This window comes from Streptomyces sp. NPDC048825, assembly GCF_043198355.1.
Classification (GTDB): domain Bacteria; phylum Actinomycetota; class Actinomycetes; order Streptomycetales; family Streptomycetaceae; genus Streptomyces; species Streptomyces xiangluensis.
This window is the reverse complement of record NZ_JBICUR010000003.1, coordinates 273,368-289,956: the sequence shown is the minus strand read 5'-3', so window position 1 is coordinate 289,956 and position 16,589 is coordinate 273,368. Positions and strand designations below refer to the sequence as shown.

General features: G+C 70.8%; 9 protein-coding genes. 3 read left to right on the top strand and 6 right to left on the bottom strand.

Annotated elements, in window-relative coordinates:
* Positions 1-131 precede the first annotated feature (131 nt).
* Positions 132-2,354 (bottom strand): ATP-dependent DNA helicase UvrD2, encoded by a 2,223-nt coding sequence (locus ACGFNK_RS09920; RefSeq protein ID WP_393413700.1) that lies wholly within the window; start codon positions 2,352-2,354, stop codon positions 132-134.
* Between the two features lie 193 nt (positions 2,355-2,547).
* Here ACGFNK_RS09920 and ACGFNK_RS09915 point away from each other — a divergent pair, with 193 nt between their 5' ends.
* Positions 2,548-2,790, top strand: a complete 243-nt coding sequence (locus ACGFNK_RS09915) for a mycoredoxin (protein WP_386342161.1) — start codon at positions 2,548-2,550, stop codon at positions 2,788-2,790.
* Positions 2,791-2,797: 7 nt separating this feature from the next.
* Here ACGFNK_RS09915 and nudC read toward each other — a convergent pair whose 3' ends face one another.
* From nudC to ACGFNK_RS09890, 5 genes are all read right to left on the bottom strand, one after another.
* Entirely contained in the window at positions 2,798-3,745 is a 948-nt protein-coding gene (gene nudC / locus ACGFNK_RS09910) for an NAD(+) diphosphatase (RefSeq protein WP_393413697.1), read from the bottom strand.
* A gap of 105 nt (positions 3,746-3,850) precedes the next feature.
* Complete coding sequence (locus tag ACGFNK_RS09905; RefSeq protein ID WP_393413695.1) at positions 3,851-4,075, bottom strand: hypothetical protein; 225 nt, start codon at positions 4,073-4,075, stop codon at positions 3,851-3,853.
* 10 nt (positions 4,076-4,085) lie between these two features.
* On the bottom strand, positions 4,086-7,658 hold the full coding sequence (locus ACGFNK_RS09900) for an ATP-dependent DNA helicase (protein WP_393413693.1): 3,573 nt from the start codon (positions 7,656-7,658) through the stop codon (positions 4,086-4,088).
* 137 nt (positions 7,659-7,795) lie between these two features.
* Complete coding sequence (locus ACGFNK_RS09895) at positions 7,796-11,266, bottom strand: ATP-dependent helicase (protein ID WP_393413691.1); 3,471 nt, start codon at positions 11,264-11,266, stop codon at positions 7,796-7,798.
* A 257-nt stretch (positions 11,267-11,523) separates the two neighbouring features.
* Entirely contained in the window at positions 11,524-11,889 is a 366-nt protein-coding gene (locus tag ACGFNK_RS09890; protein WP_393413689.1) for an MGMT family protein, read from the bottom strand.
* Between the two features lie 185 nt (positions 11,890-12,074).
* On the opposite strand from ACGFNK_RS09890, the gene ACGFNK_RS09885 reads away from it, so the two are divergent.
* Both ACGFNK_RS09885 and ACGFNK_RS09880 read left to right on the top strand, forming a co-directional pair.
* On the top strand, positions 12,075-14,867 hold the full coding sequence (locus tag ACGFNK_RS09885; RefSeq protein ID WP_393413687.1) for a lysylphosphatidylglycerol synthase domain-containing protein: 2,793 nt from the start codon (positions 12,075-12,077) through the stop codon (positions 14,865-14,867).
* A 99-nt stretch (positions 14,868-14,966) separates the two neighbouring features.
* Complete coding sequence (locus ACGFNK_RS09880) at positions 14,967-16,517, top strand: alpha/beta hydrolase (RefSeq protein ID WP_393413685.1); 1,551 nt, start codon at positions 14,967-14,969, stop codon at positions 16,515-16,517.
* The last annotated feature ends 72 nt before the right edge of the window (positions 16,518-16,589 follow it).

Below are 16,589 nucleotides of genomic sequence, written 5' to 3'. Positions count from 1 at the left end.
GGGGTGAGCCGGTCCGACGGTTATTAAGTACAGCACGGAACCAGGGCCTTGGAGAAGGCCGCCGCTTCCGTGCTTAAGAACCTATGGGGATTCCTGGGGCATGCGCAAACTATTTTCTCGACGAGTTTGCGTCAGTCCTCATCGTCTCCCCCTTCAAGCTCCTGACCTGCACAGATGGCCAGAACTTCGGTTCCGTAGCGGTTGAGCTTGCGGGTGAGCACCCCTGGGATGCGGGCCAGTTCGGCCGGAGTGGCCGGTACCGCTTCGGCGATGGCCATCAGTGTCTTGTCCGTGAAGACGCAGAAGTCCGGTTGTCCGCTGCGCTGCGCCTGGGCCGCTCGCCAGTCGCGCAGCCGCTCGTACAGCCCCTCGTCCATGTCGGAGGGGCAGTCGTCACAGCGCATCAGTTTCATCTCACCGGCGTCGGTGAGGGTGCGACCGCAGACCCGGCAGCGGGCGGGCTGACGGTTCACCCGCCGCACTACGCCCTCGACACCACCGGCGACACCGCGCTCGATGCCGCCGGGGCCGCCTGCGCCGCCTCGGGTCGGGGCTGCGGTGGAGCCGGGGCGCAGTCCGTCGAGGAAGTGGCTGGGGCGGCGGTTGGGACGGCTTCCGGGCGAGCGGGACTGTGCCCAGGAGACGGAGAGGTGTCGTCTGGCGCGGGTGACGCCGACGTAGAGAAGGCGGCGCTCCTCCTCGATCTGTTCCTCGGTCTTTGCGTAGGAGATCGGCATCATGCCTTCGGCGACACCGACGAGAAGGACGACGTCCCACTCCAGGCCTTTGGAGGAGTGGAGGGAGGCGAGAGTGACGCCCTGGACGGTCGGGGCGTGCTGGGCGGCGGCACGCTCGTCGAGTTCCGCGACGAGGTCGCCGAGCGTGGCGGCGGGCTTGGCGGCAGCGAAGTCCTGGGCGAGGTGCACCAGGGCGGCCAGTGACTCCCAGCGCTCGCGGACGGCGCCTGATCCGGCGGGGGGCTCGCTGGTCCAGCCCTCGCTCGACAGCACGGCTCGTACCTGCCCAGGCAGGTCCCCGGCGTCGTCCAGGAGGGCGTCGTTGCCCCCGAAGCGGCCTGCCGCACGCAAGCCGTGGATGGCCCTCTTCACCTCCAGTCGGTCGAAGAACCGCTCGGCACCGCGCAGTTGGTAGGGCACCCCGGCGTCGGCGAGGGCCTGTTCATAGATCTCGGACTGGGCGTTCGTACGGAAGAGGATGGCGATCTCGCTCGCGGGGACGCCCGAGGCGATGAGGTCGCGGATGCGGCGGGCGGCCCCCTCGGCTTCGGCGGGCTCGTCGGTGTACTCGGTGTAGACCGGCTCGGGGCCCGGGTCGCGCTGGGAGATCAGCTCCAGACGGTGTTCGGCGGCGCGACCGCGGGCCTGGGCGAGCAGGCCGTTGGCGAGGTGGACCACCTGGGGTGAGGAGCGGTAGTCGCGGACCAGCTTGACGACCGTGGCGCCGGGGTGGCGGGTGCGGAAGTCGAGGAGGTGGTCTGGGGTTGCACCGGTGAACGAGTAGATCGTCTGGCTGGCGTCACCGACGACGCAGAGGCTGTCGCGCTCGCCGAGCCACAGTTCCAGGAGGCGCTGCTGGAGGGGGCTGACGTCCTGGTACTCGTCGACCACGAAGTGCTGGTACTGGGCGCGGACCTCGTCGGCGATGTCGTGCCGGTCCTGGAGGATGCCGACGGTCAGTAGCAGGACGTCTTCGAAGTCGATGACACCGCGGTCGCGTTTGACGTCCTCGTATGCGGCGTAGAGCTGGGCGATCTCGCCCGGGTGGCGGGGGGCTTCTCGGCCGGTCTTGGCGGCCTTCGCCGCATAGTCGGCGGGGACGGTCCGGGTGACCTTGCACCATTCGATCTCGGCTGTGACATCGCGCAGTTCGCCCCGGTCGAGGCGGACGCCGCAGGCGGCTGCGGCGTCGGCGACGAGCTGGATCTTCCGGTCGGCGAGCCGCGGCAGGCTCCCGCCGACGGCCTTGGGCCAGAAGTACTGGAGCTGGCGCAGGGCGGCGGAGTGGAACGTGCGTGCCTGGACTCCGGAGGCGCCGAGCTGGCGGAGCCGGCCGCGCATCTCGCCGGCGGCACGGTTGGTGAAGGTGACGGCCAGCACGCTGGCGGGCTGGAGAATCCCGGCGCGCACTCCGTAGGCGATGCGGTGGGTGATGGCCCGGGTTTTGCCCGTGCCGGCTCCTGCCAGTACGCACACGGGCCCGTGCAGGGCGGTGGCGACCTCGCGCTGCTCGGGGTCGAGGCCTTCGAGCACCGCGTCGGCCCCGCCCGGCCGAGCCGCGTACTGCGAGCTGCCGGAGCCCTGCGGGAAGAGGGTGGAGTGCGTTGCTGCTGTCACCCCGCCATGCTGCCAGTTCGGCGGTGACGGGTGCGCCGGTTGTCCACAGGCGGACGGTCGCAGTCGTACTAATGCGGCAGGCGCGGCCCCGGCCTCCGGGCCCCACACCGCCCGCGTACGGGAATGGTGGACCCGTCACGTACGTTCCACTCACTGCGAATACGTACCCCAGCAGCAAAGGAGCGCGAGACACATGCCGGGCACTGTGACGATGTACAGCACCACGTGGTGCGGCTACTGCCGTCGGCTGAAGAGCCAGATGGACCGCGAGGGCATCACGTACGAGGAGATCAACATCGAGCAGGACCCGGCGTCCGCGGCGTTCGTGGAGAAGGCGAACGGCGGTAATCAGACGGTGCCTACCGTCCTCTTCCCGGACGGTTCGACCCTCACGAACCCTTCTCTGGCGCAGGTCAAGCAGAAGATAGGGAGCTGAGCCCCCGTTAGAGGGCCGTGCCCGGTTTCGGCAGGGGCTTGCCGTACCAGAGCTCGATCAGGCGGGCCGCAATCGAGATGCCGTAGGGCGGCAGCACCTCGCCGGACTCGAAGGCGGCCCGTAGCTCTTCGCGGGAGAACCAGCGGGCTTCGTGGATCTCGTCGCCGTCGACGTCGATGTCCGCCGAGGTGGCGCGGGCCATGAAGCCCAGCATGAGGCTGGAGGGGAAGGGCCAGGGCTGGCTGGCGATGTACTCGACCTCGCCGACGGTGACGCCGGCCTCCTCCAGGACCTCGCGGCGTACCGACTGCTCGATGGACTCGCCGGGCTCGACGAAGCCGGCGAGGGTGGAGAACCGTCCCTCGGGCCAGTGCACTTGGCGGCCGAGCAGGATGCGGTCGTCGTCGTCCGTGACGGCCATGATCACGGCCGGGTCGGTGCGTGGGTAGTGCTCGGCGCCGCAGGCGGGGCAGCGGCGGATGTGGCCGGCCGCGGCGATCACGGTGCGCTCCCCGCAGCGGGAGCAGAAGCGGTGCAGGCGCTGCCAGTTCTCCAGAGCGACGGCGTGCACCATGAGTCCCGTGTCGCGGGGTGACAGGAGCAGGCCTGCCTCGCGCAGTCCCGCGGCGCGTGCGGACTGGTCCATGCGGCCGGGGAGCGCGTCCTTCTGGAGTGCGAAGTAGCTGACGCCGTCGTCGTCGGTGCCCAGGAAGTAGCGGTGTGCCTCGGTGAGGGGGGCTTCGAAGGAGGGGGTCATGACGAGTTCGGTGGTGCCGTCCTCCGTCTCGTCGATGAGGACCTGGCCGCCGGAGACCACGAACACACGGGTTGTGGGGTGGCTCCACGCCGCGGCGAGCCAGGCCTCGTCGAGCCGGTGGTGGGCGGCCCGATCGATGCCGCTCGGGGCGGTGAGCGAAATGGGACGGTCGGCGGTGTGATCGGTCCAGGTGGTCACGGGTGCTTCCAACTCCCCCGGTGGAACGGGTATTTCAGCGGGACGTGCGGCAGGACTCGGCGGCGTTCGGCGGGCTCTTTCAGTGTGCATCGCGCCCGTTGTCCGCTAGGTCGCTCCGTCCGCGGCGGGGCCCGCACCGCCCTCGGCGGTCGGGAAGCCGGTCTCCCGGAGTTTCGCGGCAAGCCGGTCGGCGCTGCGCCGTATGTCCTCCGTGCGCTCGGGCCGGGCCGGCACGGACGGGATGCGCGGCCACTCGGTGGGGGCGTCCAGGAAGGCGGCGCGGTGGTTCTCGATGTACGGGCGGACGGCGCTGTCCGAAGTCGTGCTCATGTTCACGAGCCTATCCGCCCGCACTGACATGCTGGTCCGGCGGTTCGTCCGAGGACAGCTCCTCCAGGAGCAGCCGCTCCAGTGCGGCCCGGTCCGGGAGATTCTCGGGCCGTACGATCTCGCCGCCACGCACGTAGAGGAAAGCGGCCTTGACGGACTCCAGGGGTACGCCGTGCTGCTCGGCCCAGGCGAGCCGGTAGAGGGCGAGCTGGAGGGGGTCTGCGGTGCGGCTGCGGTTGGTCTTCCAGTCGACGATCTCGTACGTCATCTCGTCGCCGTCGCCTTCCTTGTAGACGGCGTCGATGCGGCCTCGTACGACTCGTCCGGCGATCTCGAGCTGGAAGGGGGCTTCTACGCGGTAGGGCGTGCGGTGGGCGTACGGGGTGCGTTCGAAGGCGTCCTTGAGTGCCTCCAGGTCGCGTTCGTCCGCGATCTCGGCCTCGCTTCCGGGCAGTTCCTCCGGCTCCAGCATGGGCAGCCGTAGCTCTTCGAAGCGGGATTCCACCCAGGCGTGGAAGCGGGTGCCACGGCGTGCGGCGGGCTGCGGGGCGCGTGGCATGGGGCGTGCGAGCTCTTGCGCGAAAGCGTCCGGGGCGGCGGCCAGGCGCAGCATCTGGGATGCGGTCAGGGAGATCGGCAGGGGTACTTCCGTGACGCTCTGGCGGGCGCGCAGGAGCTCTCCGGTGAGGGCGTCAAGGTCGCGGTCCCAGGAGGCGATGGTGCGGGCTTCTTCGGTTGTGAGGGGCGCGGTCTCAGGTGGGTGCGGGCGGGCGTCCGGGGCGGGAGTGGGGTGCGGGATCCTCGGCCGGCTCCGGGGCCATGACTGCGCAGTGCCCGGGGGCGCGTCCGCGAATTCGGCTTCTCCGTAGAGCCCGTCCGCGAATGTGGTCTCTTCATGGAGTGCCTCGTCAGCGTACGGAGCCTCGTCCGTGTACAGGGCTTCATCGGCGTACGGAGCTTCGTCAGCGAAGTCACCGTCCCCGTAAGGGGGTTCGTCCTCCTCGGGCGGAGGAGGCCAGTCCGGATCGTCGTACAGGGTTTGGGTGTCGTGAGCCGACGGGTGGGCCGCCTCGTGGGAGTGCTCGGACTCCAGGTGGGCCAGCACCGTTGCCGCGGCTGCTCGTCGGCGGGCCAGCGCCGCGTCGTCCAGCGGGAGGGGCCACGCGTGGTCGCCGGTGGCCTCGTGAAGCGCCGGGTTCTCCTCGCCCTCCTCGGGTTCGTCCGCCCAGGCTTCGATCTCGCCGTGCCCAGCCGCGCAGTGCTCGTACAGGGCCTGCAGGAAGTCGGACGGTCCGCGTGGCTTCTTCTGGGAGGGGCCCCACCAGTGGCCGGAGCCGAGGAGCAGGGAGCGGGGCCGGGTGAACGTGACGTAGCCGAGGCGGAGTTCCTCGGTGTGCTGGTGGTCCTTCATGGCCTCGTGGAAGGCCTTCATGTTCTTGGAGTCCCAGGCGTCGATGTCGGGCAGCGTGTCGGCGTCGCCGCGCAGCTCGTGGGGCAGGACCTTGCCCTGGGCGGTCCATTTCTCGCGTCCCTGGGTGCTGGGGAACGTGCCGGTGACCAGTCCGGGGACCGCGACGACGTCCCACTCGAGGCCCTTGGCCTTGTGGGCGGTGAGCACCTTGACGGTGTTCTCGCCGCCCGGCAGGGCGTTGTCGAGGCCCTTCTCGTACTGGGCGGCTGTGCGCAGGAAGCCGAGGAAGGCCAGGAGGGTGGCCTCGTCGTCGTTGGCGGCGAAGGACGCGGCGATGTCGAGGAAGTTGGACAGGGTCTCGCGGCGGCGGGCGGCCAGGGCGTGCGGGGACGCGGAGAGTTCCACCTCCAGGCCGGTGGTGGCGAGGACTCGGTGCAGGACGTCCATCAGCGGGTCGGACAGCGAGCGGCGCAGGTCGCGCAGTTCGGCGGCGAGCCGGGCGAACCGCACGCGCGCGTCCGGCGAGAAGGGCAGCCCGTCGTCGTCCCCGTCGCCCCCCAGAGGCGTCTCCAGGAAGGTGTCGAGGGCGTCTGCGAGTGAGATCACCTCGGCCGGATCGACGCCCTCGACGGCCGCGGCGAGCCGGCGGTCCGGGTCGTCGTCGGCACCCACGCGCGCGTGCGACACGAGAAGCCGGGCGCGGCGCCCCAGGAGGGCGAGGTCGCGGGCGCCGATGCGCCAGCGCGGGCCGGTGAGCAGGCGGACCAGGGAGGCGTTGGCGCCCGGGTCCTGGAGGACCTCGCAGACGGCGACGAGGTCGGCGACTTCCGGGAGGTGCAGCAGTCCGGAGAGGCCGACGACTTCGACGGGGATGTCGCGGGCGACGAGCGCGCCCTGGATTTCGGCGAAGTCGGTTGCGGTGCGGCACAGGACGGCGATCTCGCCGGGCGCCTTTCCGGTGCGCACGAGATGGGCGATGGAGTCGGCGATCCAGCCCAGCTCCTCGGCGTGGGTGCTCAGCAGCGCGCAGCGCACCATGCCGTCGCGTTCGGCACCGGAGGCGGGACGAAGGGCCTCCACGCCCGCGTGCCGGGCGCGTAGGGGCTCCGCGAGGCCGTTGGCCAGGTCGAGGAGCCGGCCGCCGCTGCGGCGGTTCTCGCTGAGCGCCTGGCGGGTCGCGGGGCGGCCGTCTGGGTGCGCGAAGTGCTCGGGGAAGTCGTCGAGGTTGGCGACGGAGGCGCCCCGCCAGCCGTAGATCGCCTGGCAGGGGTCGCCGACGGCGGTCACGGGGTGGCCGGTGCCGCCACCGAACAGGCCCGCCAAGAGGATGCGTTGGGCGACCGACGTGTCCTGGTACTCGTCGAGCAGGACCACCCGGAACTCGTCGCGCAGGATGTCGCCGACCTCGGGCCGGGTGCGGGCAAGCGTCGCGGAGAGGGCGATCTGGTCTCCGAAGTCGAGGAGGTCGCGCTCACGCTTGGCCGTCCTGTAGCGGCCCACCAGTTCGGCCAGTTCACGGCGCGCGGCGGCCGTCTCCGGGACCTTGCGCAGGTCGGCGTTGGTGAGTTTGGCGCTCTCCAGATCGCGCAGCAACGCGGCGTCGTACGCGCGCAGCTGCTCAGGCCGTACGAGGTGTTCGGCGAGTTCGGAGTCGAGCGCGAGGAGGTCGCTGACCAGGTCGGGGAAGGAGCGGGTGAGCGCCGGGTAGGGCCCTGGGGCCTCGCGCAGGACGCGGGCGGCGAGCTGGTAGCGGGTGGCGTCGGCAAGGAGGCGTGTGGTGGGTTCGAGCCCGATGCGCAGGCCGTGGTCGGTCAAGAGGCGGCCCGCGAAGGCGTGGTACGTGGAGATGACGGGCTCGCCGGGGGGGTTGTCGGGGTCGATCACGTCGGGGTCGGTGACGCCTGCCCTGATGAGCGCTTTCCGTACGCGCTCCGCGAGCTCGCCGGCCGCCTTGTTGGTGAACGTCAGGCCGAGGACCTGTTCAGGGGCTACCTGCCCGGTGCCGACCAGCCACACCACGCGCGCGGCCATCACCGTGGTCTTGCCGGAGCCGGCTCCGGCCACGATCACCTGCGGGGCGGGCGGTGCGGTGATGCAGACCGTCTGCTCCGGGGTGAACGGGATGCCGAGGAGCTCCTTGAGCTGTTCGGGATCGGTGATACGGGCGGGCACCTCAGAGAGGCTAGCCGCGGTCACTGACAGCGGGGGCCGCATCGGCCGCCGGGCCGGAGGATGCGCTGGTCAGCACGCGTGGTGCGCTTTGTCACTTCCGGCATCGCTTGACGACGCGGCGCCCCCGGGGGGCGGGCTTACTCGACCACGTGGCGTCCCTCGGGCCGTGCGCTGCACGACGCCCGGAATGCGCAGTGTGTGCAGTGCTGTCCTGTGGTCGGTGTGAACCGCTCGTCGAGGACCTTGCCCGCGGCAGTGGCGAGGAGGTCGCCGATCCACTCCCCGGTGAGGGGCTCTTGGGCCTGCACCTTGGGCAGGGTCTCGCCGCCTTCCTTCCTGGGGGCGCCCTGTCGGAGCTGGACGAGTTCGGCGCCGCCAGGGTCGGGGCGCTCGCCTTGGAAGGCCTCGTCGACGGCTCCCTCGCGTACGGCGAGCTGGTAGACGGCGAGTTGGGGGTGGTGGGCCACGTCGGCGGCGGTCGGTGCCTGTTTGCCTGTCTTGAAGTCGACTACGTAGGCGCGGCCTTCGGTGTCCCGCTCGACGCGGTCCATGGAGCCGCGGATGCGTACTTCGTAGGAGCCCGCTTCGAGGGTGACGTCGAAGTCGTGCTCGCTGGCCACCGGCGTACGGCCCGCTCGGTCCAGCACATGCCACTTCAGGAAGCGTTCGAGTGCCACGCGCGCGTGTTCCTTCTCCTGCGCCGACTTCCAGGGCGCGTCGAAGGCGAGCGCGTTCCACACGGAGTCGAGGCGCTCCATGAGGACGGCGAGGTCGGCGGGACTGCGTCCGGAGGCGACCTCGTCGGCCAGGACGTGCACCACATTGCCGAAGCCCTGGGCGGCTGTCGCAGGGGCGTCGGCCTTCACCTCGCGGCCGAGGAACCACTGGAGCGCACAGGTGTTGGCGAGTTGGTCGAGGGCACTCCCGGAGAGCACGACGGGCTGGTCACGGTCGCGCAGGGGGACCTTGCTCTCGGTCGGCTCGTACATGCCCCACCAGCGGTAGGGGTGCGCGGACGGCACGAGAGGGCGGCCGTCCTCGTCGCCGAGCGCGGCGAGCCGGGCCAGGCGGCGGGCGGCGGCCTCCCTGAGGGTGTCCGAGATGCGGGGGTCGACGATCGTGGCGCGCAGTTCGGCGACGAGGGCGGCGACGGACAGGGGGCGGCGGGGGCGGCCGGTGACGTCCTTGGGTTCGACGCCGAGTTCGGTGAGGAAGCGGGACGGCTGGTCTCCGTCGTCGGCGGGGGCCTTCACGGCGGTGACGACGAGACGTTCACGCGCGCGCGTAGCGGCCACGTAGAACAAACGGCGTTCTTCGGAGAGCAGTGCACCGGGGGTGAGCGGTTCGGCGAGGCCGTCGCGTCCGATGCGGTCGGCCTCCAGGAGGGAGCCTCTGCGGCGCAGGTCCGGCCACAGTCCCTCCTGCACGCCCGCGACGACGACCAGGCGCCACTCAAGGCCCTTGGAGCGGTGTGCCGTCATCAGGCGTACGGCCTCGGGGCGTACGGCCCTGCGGGTGAGCGTGTCGGCGGCGATGTCCTCGGCCTCGATCTCCTCCAGGAAGTTGAGGGCGCCGCGGCCACCTGTGCGTTCCTCGGCGCGGGCCGCCGTCGCGAACAGCGCGCACACGGCGTCGAGGTCGCGGTCCGCGTTGCGCCCGGCCGCGCCGCCACGCCGGGCGGCCCGCTCCAGGCGCTGAGGCCACGGTGTGCCGTCCCACAGCTCCCAGAGGGCCTCCTCGGCCGTGCCGCCGCCGGCGAGGCGCTCACGGGCCTTGCGCAGGAGGGCGCCCAGACGCTGGGCTCCGCGCGCGTACGAGGGGTCGTGTGCGACCAGTCGCTCCGGCTCGGCCAGCGCCCGTGCCAGCAACTCGTCCGAGGGCGGCGGGACGAGGTTGCCCCCGGCGCGCTCCTCCTCGCGCAGAGCACGGCCCAGGCGGCGCAGATCGGCGGCGTCCATGCCGGCCAGCGGGGAGGCGAGGAGGGTGAGCGCGGTCTCGGTGTCGAGCCAGGGGGCTTCCGGAGCGACGCCGGGCTCGGGCTCGGGCTCGGGCTCGGGCTCGGGCTCGGGCTCGGGCTCGGAAGCATCGTCGGTGGGAACGGCAGTGACGGTGTCCGCGCGCGTGGGGGTGTCATTTCTCTCAGCCGCCCCCTCTCCGTCGGCACCCGCCTCGGCCTCAGGTCCGGCCCGCCCGGCTGCCCCCGCTCGGTCCCGAAGTGCCGCCCCGGCGACCGCTTTGAGAGCCGTCAACAGGGGCGCCACGGCTGGTTCATGGCGCAGGGGAAGGTCGTCGCCGTCTATGTCGAGGGGGACGCCGGCCGCGGTGAGGGTACGGCGGACGGTCGGGACGGTGCGGTGCCCGGCGCGTACCAGGACGGCCATCTCGCCCCAGGGCACGCCGTCCTCCAGGTGGGCGCGGCGAAGGATGTCCGCGATGTTGTCCAGCTCCGTGCCGGAGGTCGGGTACGTGTAGACCTCGACGCGGCCACCGTCCCGTACAGGAGTCAGCTCCCTGTGGGCGCGGACCTTCTCCGCCGGGAGACGGGTCAGCGGCATGCGCCGGGTCAGGAGGCGGGTGGCGGCCAGCAGCCCGGCACCCGAACGGCGTGATGTCCTCAGAACCTCGACCGGCGCCGGAGTGCCGTCCGGGCGCGGGAAGGCCTCCGGGAACTCCAGGATGCCGTTCACGTCGGCGCCCCGGAACGCGTAGATCGACTGGTCGGGGTCGCCGAAGGCTACAAGGGTGTTTCCGCCGCCCGCGAGCCCGTGCAGGAGCCGTACCTGCGCCGGATCGGTGTCCTGGTACTCGTCGACGAAGACCGCGTCGTACTGCGCGGCGAGCCGTGCTGCGACTTCGGGACGGTGGGTGAGCAGCACCGCGCGGTGCACCAGTTCCGCGTAATCGAGCACTCCTTGCATATCGAGAACGTCGAGGTACTCGGCGAGGAAGGTGGCTGCGGCGCGCCAGTCGGGGCGCCCGATGCGGGAGGCGAACGAGTCCAACGCGTCCGGGCCGAGCCCCAGTTCGCGGCTGCGGGCGAGCACCGCGCGGACCTCGTCGGCGAAGCCCCGCGTCGTCAGGCAGGCGCGCAGCTCGTCCGGCCAGCGCACATGGGCGAGGCCGAGCCGCTCCAGGTCGGGCTGACCCGCCAGGAGTTCACGCACGGCCACGTCCTGTTCGGGGCCGGAGAGCAGCCGCAGCGGCTCCACGAACAGGTTGCTGTCCTGGTGGGCGCGGACCAGGGCGTAGCAGAAGGAGTGGAACGTGGTCGCCCGGGGCGCGCGGGCCGCCCCAATGCGCAGCGCCATGCGGTCGCGCAGCTCCACGGCGGCCTTGCGGCTGAACGTCAGCACCAGGACCCGCTCGGGGTCCGTGCCGCGCCCGATCCGGGCCGCCACCGACTCCACGAGTGTCGTCGTCTTCCCGGTGCCCGGACCTGCGAGAACGAGCAGCGGGCCGCCCTTGTGGTCAACCACCGCCCGCTGCGCTGCGTCCAGGAGAGGGGGATCCACCCGGACCGGTGGGGTACGCACCAGTCGGTAAGCGCCACGGTTCCCCTGCCGCCCCTGGTGGTGCGACAGGCGCCTGGTGGAGGAAGAGGAGCTCACGTGGTTCGCCGGTCCTGGTGGGTGTGCTGGTTGGCTTACTGTCGCGCGTGGGCGGCGGTGGCCGCGTGGTGAGGGGGATGCGCGCCGTTGACGCTACGCCCGCAAGGACAGCGGAAGGAGGGCTTCCGCTTCTTCCCTCTCATCCCTCAGGACGCTTGTGTCCCCTGCATCACGAACGTACGCCATGCCACGGACGTGCCCAGTTTCCCCCGTACGGGCCCTTGATCCCCCTTTCGGGTCTCCGATGGCGGAAGCTGTCAAGTGTGACGTTCCGCGCGCTGCTCGCCGTCCCACCGCGCTCGCTTCATGTCGACGCGCGGCAGGTGGCCCTCGGAGGCCCTGCTCGCCTCCTTCAGGGGCGTGCCTTCCGCCTGGTAGTGGCCGAGGGCTTTCAGTTCGTGACCCGGGAGCAGTACGCCGTCCGCGCGTATGACGCGCCACCACGGAACGGCTCCGCCGTAAAGAGCCATCACACGGCCGACCTGACGCGGCCCTCCTTCCCCGAGCCACTCGGCGACGTCCCCGTATGTCATGACGCGGCCGGGCGGGATCAGCTCGGCGACCTCAAGGACTCGCTCCGCATACTCCGGCAGGGCGTCCGCCGGAAGGCTCTCCTCGCTCATCCGCCCCATCCTGCCCCACCCCACCGACAACGTGACGGGGCGGTGACCAGGCGTATACCTCGCTCGGGAGCGGTGCTTCGGGCAGACTGTGCGCCCCCGCATTGCCCCCTGATGCCCCTCCGTGTCGGCGAGGCATGCCACCATCATGCGGGCGGTGACTGGTGATACGAGATCAAGAAGAGACGATGAAACAGCAGGGTGTGCACCCCGAAGAGGCGGAGGGCACCTCTGAGGTCTCGTCGCGCCCGGACACCGGCGACGACTCGGACGAGCGCACCTCGGACGCGCACAAGAAGGGCGGACGCACCTCGGACGCCAACAACGCGAACATGAAGAAGGGCGTCCCGGCCGCGGACTCCGAAGCCGACGACGTCCACTCCGAAGCGGTCGAGGGCGACGAACCGCTGCTCCCCGCGCGCGTGCACCGTCCCTCCGATCTGATGCGCCTCCTGGTGGGCATCCTCGCGGTCGCGGTACTGCTGGGGATCGCCGCGTTCGCGCACGGCACGACGTCGGGACTCGCCCAGGACATCAACAAGGGCACCGACGAGGCGCCCGACCTGCTGAGCGAGATCGCGGGGCTCGCGTCGAGCATCGCGATCCTGCTGGTGCCGGTCGCCTTCGCCATCGAGCGGCTGATCAAGCGGGACGGACTGCGTATCGCCGACGGCGTCCTGGCCGCCGTTCTGGCCCACGGAGTGACGCTCGCCACCGATCTGTGGGTCGCCAAGGCCGCCCCGGACTCGATCCAGAAGGCGCTCACGCAGCCTTTGCCGCAAGACATCCACGCCCTCACCGACCCGGTGCACGGCTATCTCGCGCCCGTCATCGCGTACATGACGGCCGTCGGCATGGCACGGCGGCCACGATGGCGTGCGGTGCTGTGGGTGGTGCTGCTGCTCGACGCCTTCTCCATGCTGGTCACCGGCTACACGACACCCTTCTCGATCATCCTGACGGTGCTGATCGGCTGGAGCGTGGCGTACGGGACGCTGTACGCGGTCGGCTCACCGAACGTGCGGCCCACGGGCCGGACGCTGATGGCGGGCCTGCGGCATGTCGGCTTCCATCCCGTGAGTGCCTCCCGTGAGGAGACACCGGAGTCCACCGAGAGCGGCGACCGCGGGCGCCGGTATTTCGTGACGCTGGAGGACGGCCGGCCGCTGGACGTCACGGTGGTCGACCGTGAGCAGCAGGCGCAGGGCTTCTTCTACCGCGTGTGGCGGCGTCTGACGCTGCGGGGCATCACCACACGCCGCAGCCTCCAGTCGCTGCGCCAGGCGCTGGAGCAGGAGGCGCTTCTCGCGTACGCGGCCATCGCGGCCGGAGCCAACGCGCCCAAGCTGATCGCCACCTCGGAACTGGGCCCGGACGCAGTGATGCTCGTCTACGAGCACACCGGCGGGCACACCCTGGACTCCCTGCCGGACGAGGAGATCACCGACGAGCTGCTGCGCGACACCTGGCATCAGGTGCAGGCGCTGCAGTCGCGGCGCATCGCGCACCGCAGGCTGGCCGGCGACGCGATTCTGGTGGATCGTTCCGGCACGGTGATCCTCACCGATCTGCGCGGCGGTGAGATCGCGGCCGGTGAGCTGCTGCTGCGTATGGACATCGCCCAGTTGGTGACCACGCTGGCCCTGCGGGTCGGCGCGGAACGTGCGGTGGCCTCGGCGGTCGAGGTGCTCGGCCCCGACACCGTCGCCGACTGCCTGCCGATGCTGCAGCCCATCGCGCTGACCCGCGCCACGCGCGCGACGCTGCGAAAACTGGCCCGCGAGCGGGCGCAGCGGGAGCGGGAGGCCGTGCTGGAGGCCTCTCGGCATGCCAGGCCGGGGCGCACCCAGCAGGAGGCCGAGGAAACCACCGGGCCCGTCGTACTCGAAAAGCCCGACAAGAAGGCCGTACGGGCCGAGAAGCGCTCCGAGAAGCGGGCGATCGACGAGGCCCTGGAGGAAGCACGCGAGGAGGATCTGCTCACCCAGATCCGTCACCAGGTACTGCTGATCAGGCCGCAGGCGCCGGTCGAACCGGCCCGCCTGGAGCGCATCCGGCCGCGCACGCTGATCAGCTTCATCGCCGGTGCCATCGGCGCGTACTTCCTGCTCTCGCAGCTCACGCACATCGAGTTCGGCACACTCTTCGACAACGCCGAGTGGGGCTGGGTCGCCGCGGCCGTGCTCTTCTCGGCGCTGAGCTACTTCGCGGCGGCCATGAGCCTGCTGGGCTTCGTGCCCGAGCGAGTGCCCTTCCTGCGGGCCGTGGCGGCGCAGGTCGCCGGGTCCTTCGTGAAGATCGTGGCACCCGCGGCGGTGGGCGGCGTCGCCCTCAACACGCGCTTCCTGCAGCGCGCCGGAGTGCGGCCGGGCCTGGCGGTGGCGAGCGTCGGTGCCTCACAGTTGTTCGGTCTGGGCAGCCACATCCTGCTGCTGCTCGCCTTCGGTTATCTGACCGGAACGGAGAAGACGCCGTCGCTGTCGCCGTCCCGTACGGTGATCGCGGGTCTGCTGACGGTCGCGGTTCTGGTGCTCGTGATGACCTCGATCCCGTTCCTGCGGAAATTCGTCGTCACACGTGTGCGGTCGCTTTTCGCGGGTGTCGTGCCCCGCATGCTCGACGTGCTCCAGCGACCGCAGAAGCTCATCACCGGTATCGGCGGCATGGTGCTGCTGACGGCCTGCTTCGTGATGTGCCTGGACGCGTCGATCCGGGCATTCGGCGGCGACGACATGCCCGCGCTCAGCCTCGCCAGCGTCGCCGTCGTCTTCCTCGCCGGCAACGCGCTGGGCTCGGCCGCTCCGACGCCCGGCGGCGTGGGCGCGGTCGAGGCGACCCTCACGGTCGGCCTGATCGCCGTGGGTCTGCCCAAGGAGGTCGCGGCGCCCGCGGTGCTGCTCTACCGTCTGCTCACGCTGTGGCTGCCGGTGCTGCCCGGCTGGCTGTTCTTCAACCATCTGACACGCAAGGGCGCGCTCTAGGCGTATCGAGGTCCCCGACGTCCCCGGCAACACATCTGACCCTCACCCGCACAGCCCGCGCCCCGAGCGTCCCGTCCCCCGCGACCGCAGGATGGGACCATGCCGAATCCTTCCCGGCTGCGAGCCGCTGCCCTGGCCGCCATCCTTGTGCTGTCCGTGACCGTCGCCGGGTGCGGCAGTGACGCCGGCGACAAGGACGACGAGGACCTGGCGGCGCAGGAACTGAGCTGGGAGGACTGCCCGCCACCGTCCGAGGCCCAGGGAGGCGGAGAGGCCCCGTCGGCCCTGCCGAACGGCGACAGGTGGCAGTGCGCGACGCTGAAGGTGCCCCTCGACTGGGACGAGCCCGAGGGAGACACGATCGGGCTCGCGCTGATCCGGGCGGAGGCGAGCGGCGCCGAGGAAAGGCGGATCGGGTCACTGATCTTCAACTTCGGCGGCCCCGGATCCTCGGGAGTGGCCACACTGCCCGCGTTCGCCACGGAGTTCGCGCACCTGCGCACCCGCTACGACCTGGTCAGCTTCGACCCGCGCGGGGTCGGCCGCAGCGCGGGCGTGGAGTGCCAGAGCGATGAACAGCTCGACGAGTACTTCCAGCAGGACGCCACCCCCGACAACGCCGCAGAGCGGAGAACGCTCCTGGAGGACACGAAAGCGTTTAACTCGGCCTGCGAGAAGAACTCCGGGAAGTTCCTCCCGCACGTGCGCACCACCGACGCGGCCCGCGATCTGGACCTGGTGCGGCAGGTCCTCGACGACGACAGGCTGCATTACTTCGGCATCTCGTACGGCACCGAACTAGGCGGTGTGTACGCCCATTTGTTCCCCAAGAAGGTGGGGCGGGCCGTCTTCGACGCTGTTGTGGACCCGACGCGAAATCCGGAGCAGGGTTCGCTCGGGCAGGCCAAGGGCTTCCAGCTCGCGCTGGACAACTTCGCCGAGGACTGCACCTCGAAGCAGGAGGCATGCCCGCTCGGCGACACCGCGCAGAACGTCAAGGACCGGATCGCCCGACTGCTCGAGGACCTCGACAGCCTGCCGGTCCCGGGCGTCTTCCCGCGCGAGCTGACCCAGACTGTCGCCGCCAGTGGCATCCTGCAGGCGCTCTACTCACAGGATTACTGGGAGTACCTCACCGAAGGGCTCCAGCAGGCGTACGCCGGCGACGGCACGGTTCTGATGTTGCTGTCCGACGCGATGAACGGACGGAATGAGAGCGGCGAATACAGCAACAGCGTCCCCGCCAACGTCTCCATCAACTGCGCGGACAACAAGGCGCGTTACACCACCGCCGATGTGGAGGCGAAGCTTCCGCAGTTCCGCACGGCCTCTCCCCTGTTCGGCGACTATGTGGCGTGGAGTCTGCTCGGCTGCACGGACTGGCCCGTGCCAGGAGCCGCCGACGACCCAGACGTGAGCGCCCCCGGGGCGGCACCGATCCTGGTGATCGGCAACACCGGCGACCCGGCCACGCCGTACGAGGGCGCCCGCAAGATGGCGGACGAGCTGGGCAAGGGCGTGGGCATCGAGTTGACGTACCGGGGCCAGGGGCATGGCGCGTACGGCAGCGGAAACAAGTGCGTGCGTGATGCGGTGGACGGCTATCTGCTGGACGGCAGGGTCCCGCCGACGGGCCAGGTTTGCCCATAAAAGCGCAGGTCACAGCGTTATCCACAGGTTGACACGGCTTCACTCGTGGTCTGCTTACTATGGCCTGACCGT